Source organism: Pseudomonas sp. LW8 (assembly GCF_041956865.1).
GTDB classification, from domain to species: domain Bacteria; phylum Pseudomonadota; class Gammaproteobacteria; order Pseudomonadales; family Pseudomonadaceae; genus Aquipseudomonas; species Aquipseudomonas siliginis.
This window is the reverse complement of the sequence record NZ_CP168138.1, coordinates 5,143,467-5,157,443: the sequence shown is the minus strand read 5'-3', so window position 1 is coordinate 5,157,443 and position 13,977 is coordinate 5,143,467. Positions and strand designations below refer to the sequence as shown.

At 60.2% G+C, this 13,977-nt stretch carries 14 protein-coding genes; 10 read left to right on the top strand and 4 right to left on the bottom strand.

Annotated elements, in window-relative coordinates:
* Positions 1–194 precede the first annotated feature (194 nt).
* From AB9L16_RS23425 to trpE, 4 genes are all read left to right on the top strand, one after another.
* Positions 195–1,343, top strand: coding sequence for an iron-containing alcohol dehydrogenase (locus AB9L16_RS23425; protein WP_375122769.1), 1,149 nt, complete (start codon positions 195–197; stop codon positions 1,341–1,343).
* A 114-nt stretch (positions 1,344–1,457) separates the two neighbouring features.
* Positions 1,458–2,132, top strand: a complete 675-nt coding sequence (gene rpe / locus AB9L16_RS23420) for a ribulose-phosphate 3-epimerase (protein WP_007918813.1) — start codon at positions 1,458–1,460, stop codon at positions 2,130–2,132.
* The gene (locus tag AB9L16_RS23415) at positions 2,129–2,947 is read left to right on the top strand and encodes a phosphoglycolate phosphatase (RefSeq protein WP_375122768.1); all 819 of its coding nucleotides are present in this window, start codon (positions 2,129–2,131) and stop codon (positions 2,945–2,947) included. The genes rpe and AB9L16_RS23415 overlap by 4 nt, the downstream gene beginning before the upstream one ends.
* A 70-nt stretch (positions 2,948–3,017) precedes the next feature.
* Complete coding sequence (trpE, locus tag AB9L16_RS23410) at positions 3,018–4,499, top strand: anthranilate synthase component I (RefSeq protein ID WP_024014533.1); 1,482 nt, start codon at positions 3,018–3,020, stop codon at positions 4,497–4,499.
* A 172-nt stretch (positions 4,500–4,671) separates the two neighbouring features.
* Here trpE and estP read toward each other — a convergent pair whose 3' ends face one another.
* On the bottom strand, positions 4,672–6,579 hold the full coding sequence (gene estP / locus AB9L16_RS23405) for an esterase EstP (protein ID WP_375122767.1): 1,908 nt from the start codon (positions 6,577–6,579) through the stop codon (positions 4,672–4,674).
* Positions 6,580–6,986: 407 nt separating this feature from the next.
* On the opposite strand from estP, the gene AB9L16_RS23400 reads away from it, so the two are divergent.
* From AB9L16_RS23400 to AB9L16_RS23385, 4 genes are all read left to right on the top strand, one after another.
* Positions 6,987–7,580 carry an aminodeoxychorismate/anthranilate synthase component II gene (locus AB9L16_RS23400; RefSeq protein ID WP_041476683.1) on the top strand — a complete coding sequence of 198 codons (594 nt, stop codon included), beginning with the start codon at positions 6,987–6,989 and terminating at the stop codon, positions 7,578–7,580.
* A gap of 9 nt (positions 7,581–7,589) precedes the next feature.
* A complete protein-coding gene (gene trpD, locus AB9L16_RS23395) occupies positions 7,590–8,639 on the top strand; it encodes an anthranilate phosphoribosyltransferase (RefSeq protein WP_041476682.1) in 1,050 nt (349 codons plus the stop codon).
* On the top strand, positions 8,636–9,472 hold the full coding sequence (gene trpC, locus AB9L16_RS23390; RefSeq protein WP_041476681.1) for an indole-3-glycerol phosphate synthase TrpC: 837 nt from the start codon (positions 8,636–8,638) through the stop codon (positions 9,470–9,472). Before trpD ends, trpC begins: the two co-directional genes overlap by 4 nt.
* 127 nt (positions 9,473–9,599) lie before the next feature.
* Complete coding sequence (locus AB9L16_RS23385) at positions 9,600–10,298, top strand: biotin/lipoate A/B protein ligase family protein (protein WP_375122766.1); 699 nt, start codon at positions 9,600–9,602, stop codon at positions 10,296–10,298.
* On the opposite strand, the gene crp is transcribed toward AB9L16_RS23385, so the two are convergent.
* Positions 10,295–10,939, bottom strand: coding sequence for a cAMP-activated global transcriptional regulator CRP (gene crp, locus AB9L16_RS23380; RefSeq protein WP_041476679.1), 645 nt, complete (start codon positions 10,937–10,939; stop codon positions 10,295–10,297). The two genes, AB9L16_RS23385 and crp, sit on opposite strands and share 4 nt — an antisense overlap.
* Before the next feature lie 235 nt (positions 10,940–11,174).
* On the opposite strand from crp, the gene AB9L16_RS23375 reads away from it, so the two are divergent.
* Entirely contained in the window at positions 11,175–11,597 is a 423-nt protein-coding gene (locus tag AB9L16_RS23375; RefSeq protein WP_016772921.1) for an OsmC family protein, read from the top strand.
* Between the two features lie 237 nt (positions 11,598–11,834).
* Complete coding sequence (gene speD, locus AB9L16_RS23370; protein WP_024014530.1) at positions 11,835–12,629, top strand: adenosylmethionine decarboxylase; 795 nt, start codon at positions 11,835–11,837, stop codon at positions 12,627–12,629.
* A gap of 111 nt (positions 12,630–12,740) precedes the next feature.
* Here speD and coq7 read toward each other — a convergent pair whose 3' ends face one another.
* Entirely contained in the window at positions 12,741–13,388 is a 648-nt protein-coding gene (gene coq7 / locus AB9L16_RS23365; RefSeq protein WP_375122765.1) for a 2-polyprenyl-3-methyl-6-methoxy-1,4-benzoquinone monooxygenase, read from the bottom strand.
* A 196-nt stretch (positions 13,389–13,584) separates the two neighbouring features.
* Positions 13,585–13,923, bottom strand: coding sequence for a histidine triad nucleotide-binding protein (locus AB9L16_RS23360; RefSeq protein ID WP_017128660.1), 339 nt, complete (start codon positions 13,921–13,923; stop codon positions 13,585–13,587).
* Positions 13,924–13,977 lie beyond the last annotated feature (54 nt).

The window sequence follows — 13,977 nt, the reverse complement described above, 5'->3', positions numbered from 1 at the left end:
TTCGACTCGGTAATTCAGGTCGATGTATTTCGAGAGTACAACCCGGTCAGTCCCCTCTCCCTCCGGGAGAGGGTTAGGGTGAGGGGCTCTTGATCTTCCTATCCGATCAACCATTCACACCCTGAATAGCAGACAACCCCAAATCCCCAGCTAATCTTGTGCCCAGCTCCCACATCTATAAGAGGCTGCGCACGATGAGTCTGTCCCAGTTCAAAATCGCCCACAAACTGATCACCGGCGCCGCAGCCATCGAACAACTGGCCGCCGAACTCACCCGTCTGGACATCGATAACCCGCTGATCGTCACCGACGCCGCGCTGGTCAAGTCCGGTACTGTCGAACTGGCGCTGGTGCAACTCGGCGGGCGCGAGTACGAGATTTTCGACCGTGTACTGCCCGATCCGGAAATCGCCATCGTCGAAGACTGCATGCGCGCCTATCGCGAAGGCGGGCATGACGGTTTGATCGGCCTTGGCGGTGGCAGCGCCATCGATATTGCCAAAAGTGTCGCCGCCTACGCCGGATATCACGGCGCGCTGGAGGATCTGTTCGGCGTCGACCAAGTCCCGCGCAAAGGCCCGCCGCTGATCGCCATCCCCACCACCGCCGGCACTGGTTCCGAAGTCACCAACGTGGCGATCCTCTCCGACAAGGTCGCGCAGTTGAAGAAAGGCATCGTCAGCGACTATCTCCTACCGGATGTGGCGCTGGTCAGCCCGCAGATGACCCTGACCTGTCCGCGCAGCGTCACTGCTGCCAGTGGCGTCGATGCACTGGTGCACGCTATCGAATCCTATCTGTCGGTGAACGCCTCGCCGATCACCGACTCCCTCGCCATCGGCGCAATCAAGCTGATCGCCAGCGCTCTGCCCAAGGCCTACGCCAACGGCGCCAATCTGCAAGCGCGCGAAGACATGGCCACCGCCAGCCTCATGGCCGGTATGGCGTTCGGTAACGCCGGGGTGGGTGCGGTGCATGCGTTGGCGTATCCGCTGGGCGGGCGCTTCAACATTGCCCACGGTGTCAGCAACGCCTTGCTGCTGCCCTATGTGATGACCTGGAACAAAATGGCCTGTGTCGAACGCATGCAGGATATTGCCGAAGCCATGGGCGTGAAGACCGCGCATCTGAGCGCCAGCGAAGCCGCGGACAAAGCCGTGCACGCCATGACCGACCTGTGCGCGGCGGTGGAAATCCCTGCCGGACTGCGCAGTTTCGGCGTGCCGGAGGAAGCGATCCCAGCGATGGCCGTGGAGGCCGCCGGCATCGAGCGGCTGATGCGCAACAACCCGCGCAAACTCAGCGCCGGCGACATCGAGAAGATCTACCGCGCGGCTTACTGAGGCGCGGGCGCTGAGGGCACATGGCACATCCCAATCATCGCGGTCCCGGTGCGCGCGTGGAAACTTGAGGTATACAATGCGCGCCATCGTGATTTAGCTCAGCACAGGTGCGTCATGCAGCCCTTCGTAATTGCTCCGTCGATCCTCTCCGCCGACTTCGCCCGCCTCGGCGAGGAAGTGGACAACGTTCTCGCCGCCGGCGCCGACTTCGTCCACTTCGATGTCATGGACAACCACTACGTGCCCAACCTGACGATCGGCCCGATGGTCTGCGCGGCGCTGCGCAAGTACGGCGTCACCGCGCCGATCGACGCGCACCTGATGGTCAGCCCGGTGGACCGCATCGTCGGCGACTTCATTGAAGCCGGCGCGACCTACATCACCTTCCACCCGGAAGCCACTTTGCACGTCGATCGCTCGCTGCAACTGATCCGCGAAGGTGGCTGCAAATCCGGTCTGGTGTTCAACCCTGCGACCCCGCTGGACGTGCTCAAGTACGTGATCGACAAGGTCGACATGGTTCTGCTGATGAGCGTCAACCCGGGCTTCGGCGGGCAGAAGTTCATTCCCGGCACCCTCGACAAACTGCGCGAAGCGCGGGCGATCATCGACGCCTCGGGGCGCGACATCCGCCTGGAAATCGACGGCGGCGTCAACGTCAACAACATCCGCGAAATTGCCGCTGCTGGCGCTGACACCTTCGTCGCCGGCTCGGCCATTTTCAACGCGCCGAACTATCAGGAAGTCATCGACAAGATGCGTTCCGAACTGGCGCTGGCGCGCCCATGAGCGGTTTTGAGCAGTTGTTCCCGGGGCAGCTGCCACGGTTGGTGATGTTCGATCTGGATGGCACGCTGATCGATTCGGTTCCCGACCTGGCAGCGGCGGTGGACACCATGCTGCTCTCCCTCGGCCGTCCGCCGGCAGTTATCGAAGCGGTGCGCGAATGGGTCGGCAATGGCGCGCCGGTGCTGGTGCGTCGGGCCTTGGCGGGTGGTATCGATCACTCGGCAGTGGACGACGCTGAAGCCGAGCGTGCACTGGAGATTTTCATGGAGGCGTACGGCGCCAGCCATGAACTGACCGTGGTCTATCCCGGTGTGCGCGACACGCTCAAGTGGCTGCACAAGCAAGGCGTGGCCATGGCGTTGATCACCAACAAGCCGGAGCGCTTCGTCGCGCCGCTGCTCGATCAGATGAAGATCGGGCGCTACTTCAAGTGGATCATCGGCGGCGATACCCTGCCGCAGAAGAAGCCTGACCCGGCGGCGCTGTTTTTCGTGATGAAAATGGCCAACATTCCGGCCTCGCAATCGTTGTTCGTCGGCGACTCGCGCAGTGATGTGCAGGCCGCGAAAGCAGCGGGGGTCAAGTGTGTGGCGCTGAGTTATGGCTACAACCATGGCCGGCCGATTGCCGAGGAATCCCCAGCACTGGTGATCGACGATTTGCGCAAACTAATTCCCGGTTGCCTGGATCTGGCCGGTGGGATAACGTTGCCCGACGCTGTTCAACCCCCTTCTGGAAACGCCATCGTGGTGGTCACCCGCAAACTCTGGATGAAAGTCATCAAGGCCCTGGCCCGTTGGCGTTGGCGCGCCTGACTGATTCTGGCCGGCCGTGCCGGCGCGTTTGCATACCTGACTGATTGCACCTCACCCCACGAGGCACCTTATGAATCGCGAAGAATTCCTGCGTCTGGCCGCTGACGGCTATAACCGCATCCCGTTGGCCTGCGAAACCCTGGCCGACTTCGACACGCCGCTGTCGATCTACCTGAAACTGGCCGACCAGCCCAACTCCTACCTGCTCGAGTCGGTGCAGGGCGGTGAGAAATGGGGCCGTTACTCGATCATCGGCCTGCCGTGCCGCACCGTGCTGCGGGTGCACGACCATCACGTCAGCATCAGCGTTGATGGCGTCGAGACCGAAAGCCACGAGGTTGAAGACCCGCTGGCGTTCGTCGAAACCTTCAAAGCGCGCTACAACGTGCCGACCATCGCCGGCCTGCCGCGCTTCAACGGTGGTCTGGTCGGTTACTTCGGTTATGACTGTGTGCGCTATGTCGAGAAGCGTCTGGGCAAATGCCCGAACCCGGATCCGCTGGGCGTGCCGGACATTCTGCTAATGGTCTCCGACGCCGTTGTGGTGTTCGACAACCTGGCTGGCAAGATGCACGCGATCGTCCTCGCCGACCCTGCGCAGACCGATGCCTTCGAGCAAGGTCAGGCGCGTTTGCAGGAACTGCTCGAGCAACTGCGTCAGCCGATCACCCCGCGTCGTGGCCTGGATTTCAGCAAACAGCAATCGGCTGATCCGGTGTTCCGTTCGAGTTTCACTCAGGACGATTACGAAAAAGCCGTCGACACCATCAAGGAATACATCCTTGCTGGCGACTGCATGCAGGTGGTGCCGTCGCAGCGCATGTCGATCGACTTCAAGGCTGCGCCGATCGATCTGTATCGCGCGCTGCGTTGCTTCAACCCGACGCCGTACATGTACTTCTTCAACTTCGGCGATTTCCACGTCGTCGGCAGTTCGCCGGAAGTGCTGGTGCGCGTCGAAGACAATCTGATCACCGTGCGCCCGATCGCCGGCACGCGCCCACGCGGCGCCACCGAAGAAGCCGATGTGGCGCTGGAGCAGGACCTGCTCTCGGATGACAAGGAGATCGCCGAGCACTTGATGCTGATCGATCTGGGCCGCAACGATACCGGGCGCGTTTCGGAAATCGGTTCGGTGAAGCTCACCGAGAAAATGGTCATCGAGCGTTATTCCAATGTGATGCACATCGTCTCCAACGTCACCGGCCAGTTGAAGTCGGGCCTGACCGCGATGGACGCACTGCGGGCGATCCTGCCGGCGGGTACGTTGTCGGGTGCGCCGAAAATTCGCGCGATGGAAATCATCGACGAACTTGAGCCGGTCAAGCGTGGCGTGTACGGCGGTGCGGTCGGTTACTTCGCCTGGAACGGCAACATGGACACCGCCATTGCCATTCGCACGGCGGTGATCAAGAACGGTGAATTGCACGTGCAGGCCGGCGGCGGCATCGTCGCCGACTCGGTGCCGGCGCTGGAATGGGAAGAAACCCTGAACAAACGCCGCGCGATGTTCCGCGCCGTGGCCCTGGCCGAGCAAACCCCGGACGCCTGATCCACGCAATTTCCCATGTGGGAGCGAGCCTGCTCGCGAAGAGGTGAGTCAGTCACCGTTGATGCTGACTGACCCAGCGCTTTCGCGAGCAGGCTCGCTCCCACATTGGGTTTTGTGTTGAGGCATAAAAAAAGCGGCGCCCTGACAGGCGCCGCTTTTTTGCATCTACGACTCAGAAATCCAGCACAACCCCGACATTCAATCCCTGCTGCTTGAAGTCATCATCCTTGCGGAACGTATAACCCCCACGCAGCGCCAGATCAGCCGTCAGCTTGTGACTGACACCCAGGCTCAAGCGGTTCAGGTGACTCGCCGGTGTGTAGCCTTCAAGGGTGAAGTCATTGGCCGGCAGGGTATTGAGGGCAATGTTGACCTTCTGCACGTCATCTTCGTACTCACGCTCGTGGGCGTATTCGCCATACACCTGGGTTTGCGCGGTGAAGTTGTACTTGCCTTGAATCCCCAGGCCCAGGCGTTTCGAATCGCGGCTCTGGTCATCGAAGGTCAGCGCGGTGGCGCGGTTGCTCTTTTCCGAGTAACCGTCGACATCGACACTGGCGTAATCGGCGCTGACAAACGGCGACAGATGCCATTGGCTGCCCGGTTGCGCAATGTCATAGCCCAGGCGCGTGCTGAACGCCCACAGGCTGCCGTCGGTATCGCCTTTCTCCGCGCCCTCGCTGGCGCCGAGGTCGAACTTGCGCTTGAGGTTGTCGTAGTCGAGTTTGCCGCCGGTCAGCGCCGCGTCGGCCCACCAGCGGTTCTGCTGGAACTGGGCGAACGCGGTGGCCATGTAGCTGTTGAGTTTGTAGTCGGAATCGTTGTGCCCGGCCTCGAGATTCTGCCGGTACAAACCGGCCGCCACGCCCACGCGCCAGGCCTCATTGAGGCGATAGCTGCCGCCGACGTTGAGGTTGTAACCGCTGCCATCGGCGCTGGCGCCGCTGCTTTGGCTGTCGACATCCAGATGCTGTCCGCCGGCCGAGACAATCGCACGCCATTGGCCGACCGCTTGCCAGTTCTCCCAGTCCGCCTGCCATTGGTTGCGCAATTCATCCTGATGCGCGCGCACGGTGCCGTGGGCCATTTCAGGTAGCAGGCTCAATTCCCATGGCGCAGCCAACAGCGAATAGGCGTAATCGGCGATCAGTTTTTGCCCGGATTCGGTCGGGTGTACGCCATCGTTGTAGATCAGCTTGGTCGGATCCGGCGTGGCGCTGTTGATCCCGTAACGGGCGTTTTCCGTGCAGCTATTGCCACTGAAGCAGGTCGCGGTGAGGTTCTGGTCGGTAGCCAGACCAAAGCGTCCGGGATCGGCGAAGACTTCCGAGAGCAGCACCGGAATGTTCAGCGGAATGACTTCGGCGTCGATGCCTTGCAGGCGCGTCACCAACTGACTGTTGAACTGGTTGGCGAGGGTGCTGCTGAACGCTTGCAGCGGCGTGCCGTTCAGAGCAGGTGTCAGGCCCACGTCGGGCAGCAGCCAGACCATCACGTATTTGGCGCCGGCGGTCTGCAGGGTTTGCACGCTATCGGCCAGTCGATCGGCTGCGGCGTTGGCCTGGGGCAGGCTGAGAATGCGGCCCTGGAGGAAATCATTGCCGCCACCGGAAATGTAATACAGCGCATTCGGGTCGGCGCGGAAGCCGTTCGACGGCAGGTAACCGGCGCGGGTGCGTTCGCCGGTGGCAGATTGGGTGGTGATCGAGTCGAGAATCTGGTCGGTGCGATAACCACCGACCGCCCAGTTGTTGCCGTCAGGCTGGCCGTTTTCCGCGCGCACCGCGGAGCTGGAAGAGGCTGTCTGGTCGGCCGAAAAGCCCAGGCGGCCGCCGAGCAACTGGGTGGAATTCAATGAAAAAACTTCGCCGCTGCCATCCTGATACACCGGCCCGGTACGGTTGGTGTAACGCTCGGTGGAGCCCGCCGGGCCGCCCGTGTCGGCGAAGGTGCCGGCATCGTTGAGGCTGTCACCGAAGACGATGAAACTGGAATAAGGATTGGGCGCTGCATTGGCCTGGGCGCAGGCGAGTGCGAGCAAGCAGCTGGCCAGCGGTACAAACAACGTCTGTCTGATCATGAGCAAGTCCGTTTATTTATTGTTGTAGGTGAACGAAACGACAGTACCAAAAACTTTCGGCATTTTGCCATCGGTCGCGAATCCTTCTGCCGTTTTATAACCCGCAGGCCCCGCCATATTGCACGCTCCGCCCAGCTAAGTTACTGTGCCGGAACGTATGAACGAGACCTTCCCCGTGTTGATCACCAGCAAACTCCTGGATCAAGTCATCAAGGCACACGCCCGCTGGCGTTGGCGCGCCTGAATCTTCTCTGCCGGCTCCGCCGGATCTGTATCGCTTTGCCTTCCTTGTCTGTTTGAAATGCCGCTGTGCTGGCGCCCTCTGCGCGTCCGACATCGCGCAGCGCCCTGCGGGCAAGTCATCTGAAGGCTGTCATCAAGTCAGAATTCAAGAGGTTCGAAACGCCATGTTGCTGATGATCGACAACTACGACTCCTTTACCTACAACGTTGTGCAATACCTCGGCGAGCTGGGTGCCGAGGTCAAAGTGGTGCGCAACGACGAACTGACCATCGCCGAAATCGAAGCGCTGAATCCCGAGCGCATCGTGGTTTCCCCGGGGCCGTGCACGCCCACCGAGGCGGGCGTTTCCATCGACGCGATCAAGCACTTCGCCGGCAAACTGCCGATCCTCGGCGTCTGCCTCGGCCACCAGTCCATCGGCCAGGCCTTCGGCGGTGATGTAGTCCGCGCCCGCCAAGTCATGCACGGTAAGACTAGCCCGGTATTCCACGAGGACAAGGGCGTGTTTGCCGGCCTCAATCATCCGCTCACCGTTACCCGTTATCACTCGCTGATCGTCAAGCACGACAGCCTGCCCGATTGCCTCGAGCTGACCGCATGGACCCAGCACGATGACGGCTCGGTCGACGAGATCATGGGCCTGCGTCACAAGACCCTGAACATCGAGGGTGTGCAGTTCCACCCCGAATCGATCCTCACCGAGCAGGGTCATGAACTGTTTGCCAATTTCCTCAAACAAACCGGCGGCACGCGCTAAGGACTTCCCATGAATATCAAGACAGCCCTGAGCCGTATCGTCGAACACCTCGACCTCAGCACCGATGAAATGCGCGATGTGATGCGCGAAATCATGACCGGTCAGTGCACCGAAGCGCAGATCGGCGCGTTCATGATGGCCATGCGCATGAAGAGCGAAAGCATTGACGAAATCGTCGGCGCCGTGTCGGTGATGCGCGAGCTGGCCGATCAGGTCGAGCTGAAAACCCTCGACGGCGTCGTCGATGTGGTTGGCACCGGCGGTGACGGTGCGAATATCTTCAACGTATCGACCGCGTCTTCCTTTGTTGTCGCAGCCGCCGGTTGCACCGTCGCCAAGCACGGCAACCGCGCGGTGTCCGGCAAGAGCGGCAGTGCCGATCTGCTGGAAGCTGCCGGCATTTATCTGAACCTGACCCCGGTGCAGGTCGCGCGCTGCATCGACAACGTCGGCATCGGTTTCATGTTCGCCCAGACTCACCACAAAGCGATGAAGTACGCCGCCGGCCCGCGCCGCGAACTCGGCCTGCGCACGCTGTTCAACATGCTCGGCCCGCTTACGAATCCGGCCGGTGTGAAACATCAGGTAGTCGGCGTGTTCACTCAGGCGCTGTGCCGGCCATTGGCCGAGGTCTTGCAGCGACTGGGCAGCAAACACGTGCTGGTCGTGCATTCGAAGGACGGTCTGGATGAATTCAGCCTCGCCGCGCCGACCTTTGTCGCTGAATTGAAAAACAACGAAATCACTGAGTATTGGGTCGAACCGGAAGACCTCGGCATGAAGAGCCAGAGCCTGCACGGCCTGTCGGTTGAAGGCCCGGAAGCGTCGCTGGCGCTGATCCGTGATGCCCTCGGCAAGCGCAAAACCGAAAACGGCCAGAAAGCTGCCGAGATGATTGTGCTCAATGCCGGTGCGGCGCTGTATGCCGCCGACCTCGCAAGCAGTCTGAAACAAGGTGTGGAGCTGGCGCACGATGCGCTGCACACCGGCCTCGCTCGGGAAAAGCTCGAGGAGCTGGGTGCCTTTACCGCGGTATTCAAAGTGGAGAATGAAGGATGAGTGTACCGACGGTTCTGGAAAACATTCTGGCGCGCAAGGTTGAGGAAGTCGCCGAGCGCAGCGCTCGGGTCAGCCTGAGCGAGCTGGAAAGTCTGGCCAAGGCGGCCGATGCACCCCGTGGTTTTGCCCAGGCTTTGCTGGCGCAAGCGAAGAAGAAGCAACCGGCCGTGATTGCCGAAATCAAAAAGGCTTCGCCGAGCAAAGGCGTGATCCGCGAAGACTTCGTGCCGGCAGACATTGCCAAGAGCTACGAAAAGGGTGGGGCCACCTGTCTGTCGGTGCTGACCGATATCGACTACTTCCAGGGCGCCGATGCCTACCTGCAACAGGCGCGCGCCGCCTGCAAATTGCCGGTGATCCGCAAGGATTTCATGATCGATCCGTACCAGATCGTTGAAGCCCGCGCGCTTGGCGCCGATTGCGTGTTGTTGATCGTCTCCGCCCTGGACGACGTGAAAATGGCCGAGCTGGCCGCCGTGGCCAAAGGCGTCGGTCTCGACGTCTTGGTGGAGGTGCACGACGGTGACGAGCTGGAGCGCGCGCTGAAGACCCTCGACACGCCGCTGGTCGGGGTCAACAACCGCAACCTGCACACATTCGACGTCAGTCTGGAAACCACCCTCGACCTGCTGCCGCGCATCCCGCGCGATCGCCTGGTGATCACCGAGAGCGGCATCCTCAATCGGGCCGACGTCGAGCTGATGGAAATCAGCGATGTGTACTCGTTCCTGGTCGGCGAAGCGTTCATGCGCGCGGAAAATCCGGGCATTGAATTGCAGCGCCTGTTCTTTCCGGAGCGTGGTGTGCCGATCAGTGGTTCGACCCTCGACTGACCGAGTCGACCTCATTCGCGAGCAGGCTCGCTCCCACATTTGGAATGCATTTCCCCCTGTGGGAGCGAGCCTGCTCGCGAAGGGGCGCTAAATTCCGCTAAAGAGATTCAATCTGCCGGAGCTCACCATGTCGCTGCCAACCCCGCTGACCATCGAATCCGGCCTGCAAGCCGAACAGGACTTGCTGGCCTCGGTCTGCGCCGGCGACGCCGAATTCGGCCTGCTGTTCTGGCAACCCACCGATCGCGCGCTGGTCATGCCGCGCCGCCTCAACCGTCTCCCGCATTTCGACCACGCCTGCGAAGTTTCCGCTGCTGCTGGCTGGCCGGTGCTGTTGCGTGAAACCGGCGGTGAGCCCGTCCCGCAATCCGCTGCGACCGTCAACATTGCCTTGGTATATGCCCCGCCTCGCAGCGAAGGCGATCTGAACCGCATCGAAACCGGCTACCGCCGCCTGTGCGATCCGATCTGTCAGTTGCTGGATGAGTTGGGTGGCACCTCGTCGGTCGGGGAAATCGACGGCGCATTCTGCGACGGCCGTTTCAACGTCAATCTCGACGGTCGCAAGATGGTCGGCACCGCCCAGCGCTGGCGCCAGAGTCAGGGAGGCCAGCGTCCGGTTAGCCTGGTGCATGGTGCGATGCTGATGGATGACGAGCGCGAAGCGATGGTTGCTGCGGTCAATCGCTTCAATGAAGCCTGCGGCCTGGATCAGCGGGTGAGGGCGCAAAGCCACATCGCCCTGCATGAGAAATTCAACGCGCCACAGGCATTGGCGCGTCTCGATGAATTGTTTCGTTTGATGCTGGCGCAGATTTACGTCTAGCGCGTGCCGAAGACCACCATGGTCTTGCCTTTCACATCGACCAGGTTGCGTTCTTCCAGATCCTTGAGCACGCGGCCGACCATCTCCCGTGAACAACCGACAATCCGGCCGATCTCCTGGCGGGTGACCTTGATCTGCATGCCGTCCGGGTGAGTCATGGCGTCCGGTTGTTTGCACAACTCCAGCAGGCAGCGGGCGACGCGGCCGGTGACGTCAAAAAATGCCAGGTCGCCGACTTTGCGCGTGGTGTTGCGCAGGCGTTGTGCGATTTGTCCGCTGAGGGCGTAAAGAATGTCTGGATCCTGCTGCGATAACTCGCGGAACTTGGCGTAACTGATTTCTGCGGTTTCACATTCAACCTTGGCACGCACCCAGGCGCTGCGCTCCTGCTCCTGACCTGCCTGCTCGAACAGACCCAGTTCGCCGAAGAAATCCCCGGCGTTCAGGTAAGCGATGATCATCTCGCGACCATCGTCGTCTTCGATGAGGATGGTGACCGAGCCTTTGATGATGAAAAACAGCGTGTCCGAGCGATCCCCGGCGCAGATGATATTGCTCTTGGCCGCGTGACGCCGGCGCTGGCAATGCATCAACAGCTTGTCGATGTTCTTGATTTTGGGTGTGGGGGTAATAGCAACCATGGTTGTATCCCGAAAAGACTGCACGGTGATGTTTGAGTTTTTATGAGGCGCTGAAGGCGGTCGCTACAGAGCTGACGAATTGGCGCCAGCGAATTGGCGCCAGCTTACCAGACACTTCGTCGTAAATTCGAGAAATTACCTACAGCCAGAAAGCATCCGTCCTAGGACGTCGTTCCTGTCGGGACAAAGCGCTGTGCTAAGCTGGCGACCCTTTTTTTACAGTGGAGTCTGGGCGATGAAGGCACGCATCCAATGGGCTGGCGAAGCCATGTTCCTCGGCGAATCCGGCAGCGGTCATGTCGTGGTAATGGACGGCCCGCCGGACGCCGGTGGCCGTAACCTCGGGGTTCGCCCGATGGAAATGCTCTTGCTGGGTGTCGGCGGTTGCAGCAACTTCGACGTGGTCAGCATCCTGAAGAAGTCGCGCCAGGCCGTTGAAAGCTGTGAAGCCTTTCTCGATGCCGAGCGTGCGACTGAAGATCCCAAGGTCTTTACCAAGATCCACATGCACTTCGTGGTCAAGGGCCGGGGCTTGAAAGAAGCTCAGGTCAAGCGCGCCATCGAGCTGTCGGCCGAGAAGTATTGCTCGGCGTCGATCATGCTCGGCGCGGCTGGCGTGGCAATCACCCACGATTATGAAATCGTCGAACTCGGCTGAACCGACATTCAACTATCATAAAAGCAGTGCAGACTCTGGCGATCCCCCGCTGACGTCTGCATAATGCGCCACTTTTTTCAGGGCAGTGATCGGTCAGCCGACGGGTCATCCGCCTGAACAGATAACCAAAATCGCCATCGCGAAGAGGTGTTAACCGTCCTACGCAGGTGCGTTGTTCGCACTTGACGGGCATGCTTGATCACGCGGCCGCGCCGCATACATAGAGAGTTTTTAACGGTGAAAAGCAAACTCAAGCTCCACGGGTTCAATAACCTGACAAAGACCTTGAGCTTCAACATCTATGACATCTGCTACGCGGAAACCCCGCAAGACCAGCAGGCTTACGTTGAGTACATCAATCAAGAGTACAACGCGAAACGCCTGACGCAGATTCTCACAGAAGTTGTCGAGATCATTGGTGCCAACATCCTGAACATCGCCAGTCAGGACTATGAACCCCAGGGCGCCAGCGTCACGATTCTGATTTCGGAAGAGCCGGTAACCCCGACTGACAGCCAGATCGAAGAATCGCCGGGCCCGTTGCCCGAAATTATTCTGGCCCACCTCGACAAGAGCCACATCACGGTGCACACCTATCCGGAAATCCATCCGGACGATGGTATTGCGACCTTCCGTGTGGATATCGACGTGTCGACCTGTGGTGTCATTTCACCGCTCAAAGCGCTCAACTTCCTCATTCACCAGTTCGATTCGGACATCGTGACCGTGGATTACCGTGTGCGCGGTTTCACCCGTGACGTTGAAGGCAACAAGCACTTCATCGACCACGAGATCAACTCGATCCAGAACTACCTCTCCGAAGACACTCGCGACGCGTACCAGATGACCGACGTGAACGTGTACCAGGAAAACCTGTTCCACACCAAAATGCTGCTGAAGAACTTCGAACTGGACAACTACCTGTTCGGCGACGCCACCAGCAACCTATCGCCCGAGCAGCGTGCCCAGGTGACCGACCGTGTGAAACACGAAATGCTGGAAATCTTCTACGCGCGCAACATGCCGACCTAGGATTACCGGACACAAAAAAGGCGACCTCCTGGTCGCCTTTTTCATGCCTCACATAAAACCCCTGTGGGAGCGAGCCTGCTCGCGAAGAGGTCATCAGCACCGACACAGATCTCAGATCCGATACGTACTCTTGGTCATCACCTTCGCCAACAAACTCATGCCGAACTTGACCGGCGCCGGAAAACGAAACCCGCCCGCATCCAGGGCACTTTCCGCATGGTGTTCTTCATCGATGCGCATCTGCTCAAGAATCGCCCGGGACTTCTCGTCCTCGGCCGGCAATAGCTCCAGATGTTCGTTCAAGTGTTTGCAGACCTGATGCTCGGTCGCCGCAACGAAACCAAGGCTGACCTTGTCGCTGATCAGTCCGGCCACCGCGCCGATACCGAACGACATGCCGTAAAACAGTGGATTCAGCACGCTGGTGTGGCTACCCAGCTGATGGATGCGCTGCTCACACCAGACCAGATGATCGATCTCTTCTTCAGCCGCGTGCTCCATGGCTGCGCGTACCTGCGGCAACTTGGCGGTCAGCGCCTGCCCCTGATACAGCGCCTGGGCGCAGACTTCGCCGGTGTGGTTGATGCGCATCAGGCCGGCGACGTGGCGAGTGTCTTCATCGCTCATCTGCGTATCCGGCTGCAGAATCGCTGGCGACGGGCGGTACGGCTGGCCACTGAAGGGCAACAGAGTGCGCATCGCGGCATCGGCTTGCAGCAACAGACGGTCTATGGGCGAGTAGTGACGTTGCGTAGTCATGCTGACCTCCGGGAAGAATCTCGGCGGCCAGTTTAACCGAATCGGCCGGCGAGGGTTTGCGCTGGGTCACTTGCTGCGCGGTCAGGCTTTTTTGTGGGAGCGAGCCTGCTCGCGAAAGCGGATTATCGGATACTGAAGTGTTGAATGTATCGGCGCCTTCGCGAGCAGGCTCGCTCCCACAGTTGGTTGTCGCCAATCAGCCCGGCGGCCAGTTCATCTGGCGCTGACCCAGCACGTGCATATGAATGTGATAGACAGTCTGCCCACCAAGTTCATTGCAGTTCATCACTACGCGGAAGCCTTCTTCGCAACCCAGTTCCAGCGCCAGACGCTGCGCGGTGAACAGGATGTGCCCGGCCAGCGCCTTGTCGTCTTCGGTCAGGTCGTTGAGCGTGCGCACCGGTTTTTTCGGGATTACCAGAAAGTGCACCGGAGCCTGGGGGGCGATGTCGTGGAAGGCCAGAACCTGGTCGTCCTCGTAAATGATCTTCGCCGGGATTTCCCGGTTGATGATCTTGGTGAACAGAGTATCCACTGCTGTTTCTCCGTTGAGTTGGGCTGAATCGAGTGTACCGCTTCGAAGTCGTCT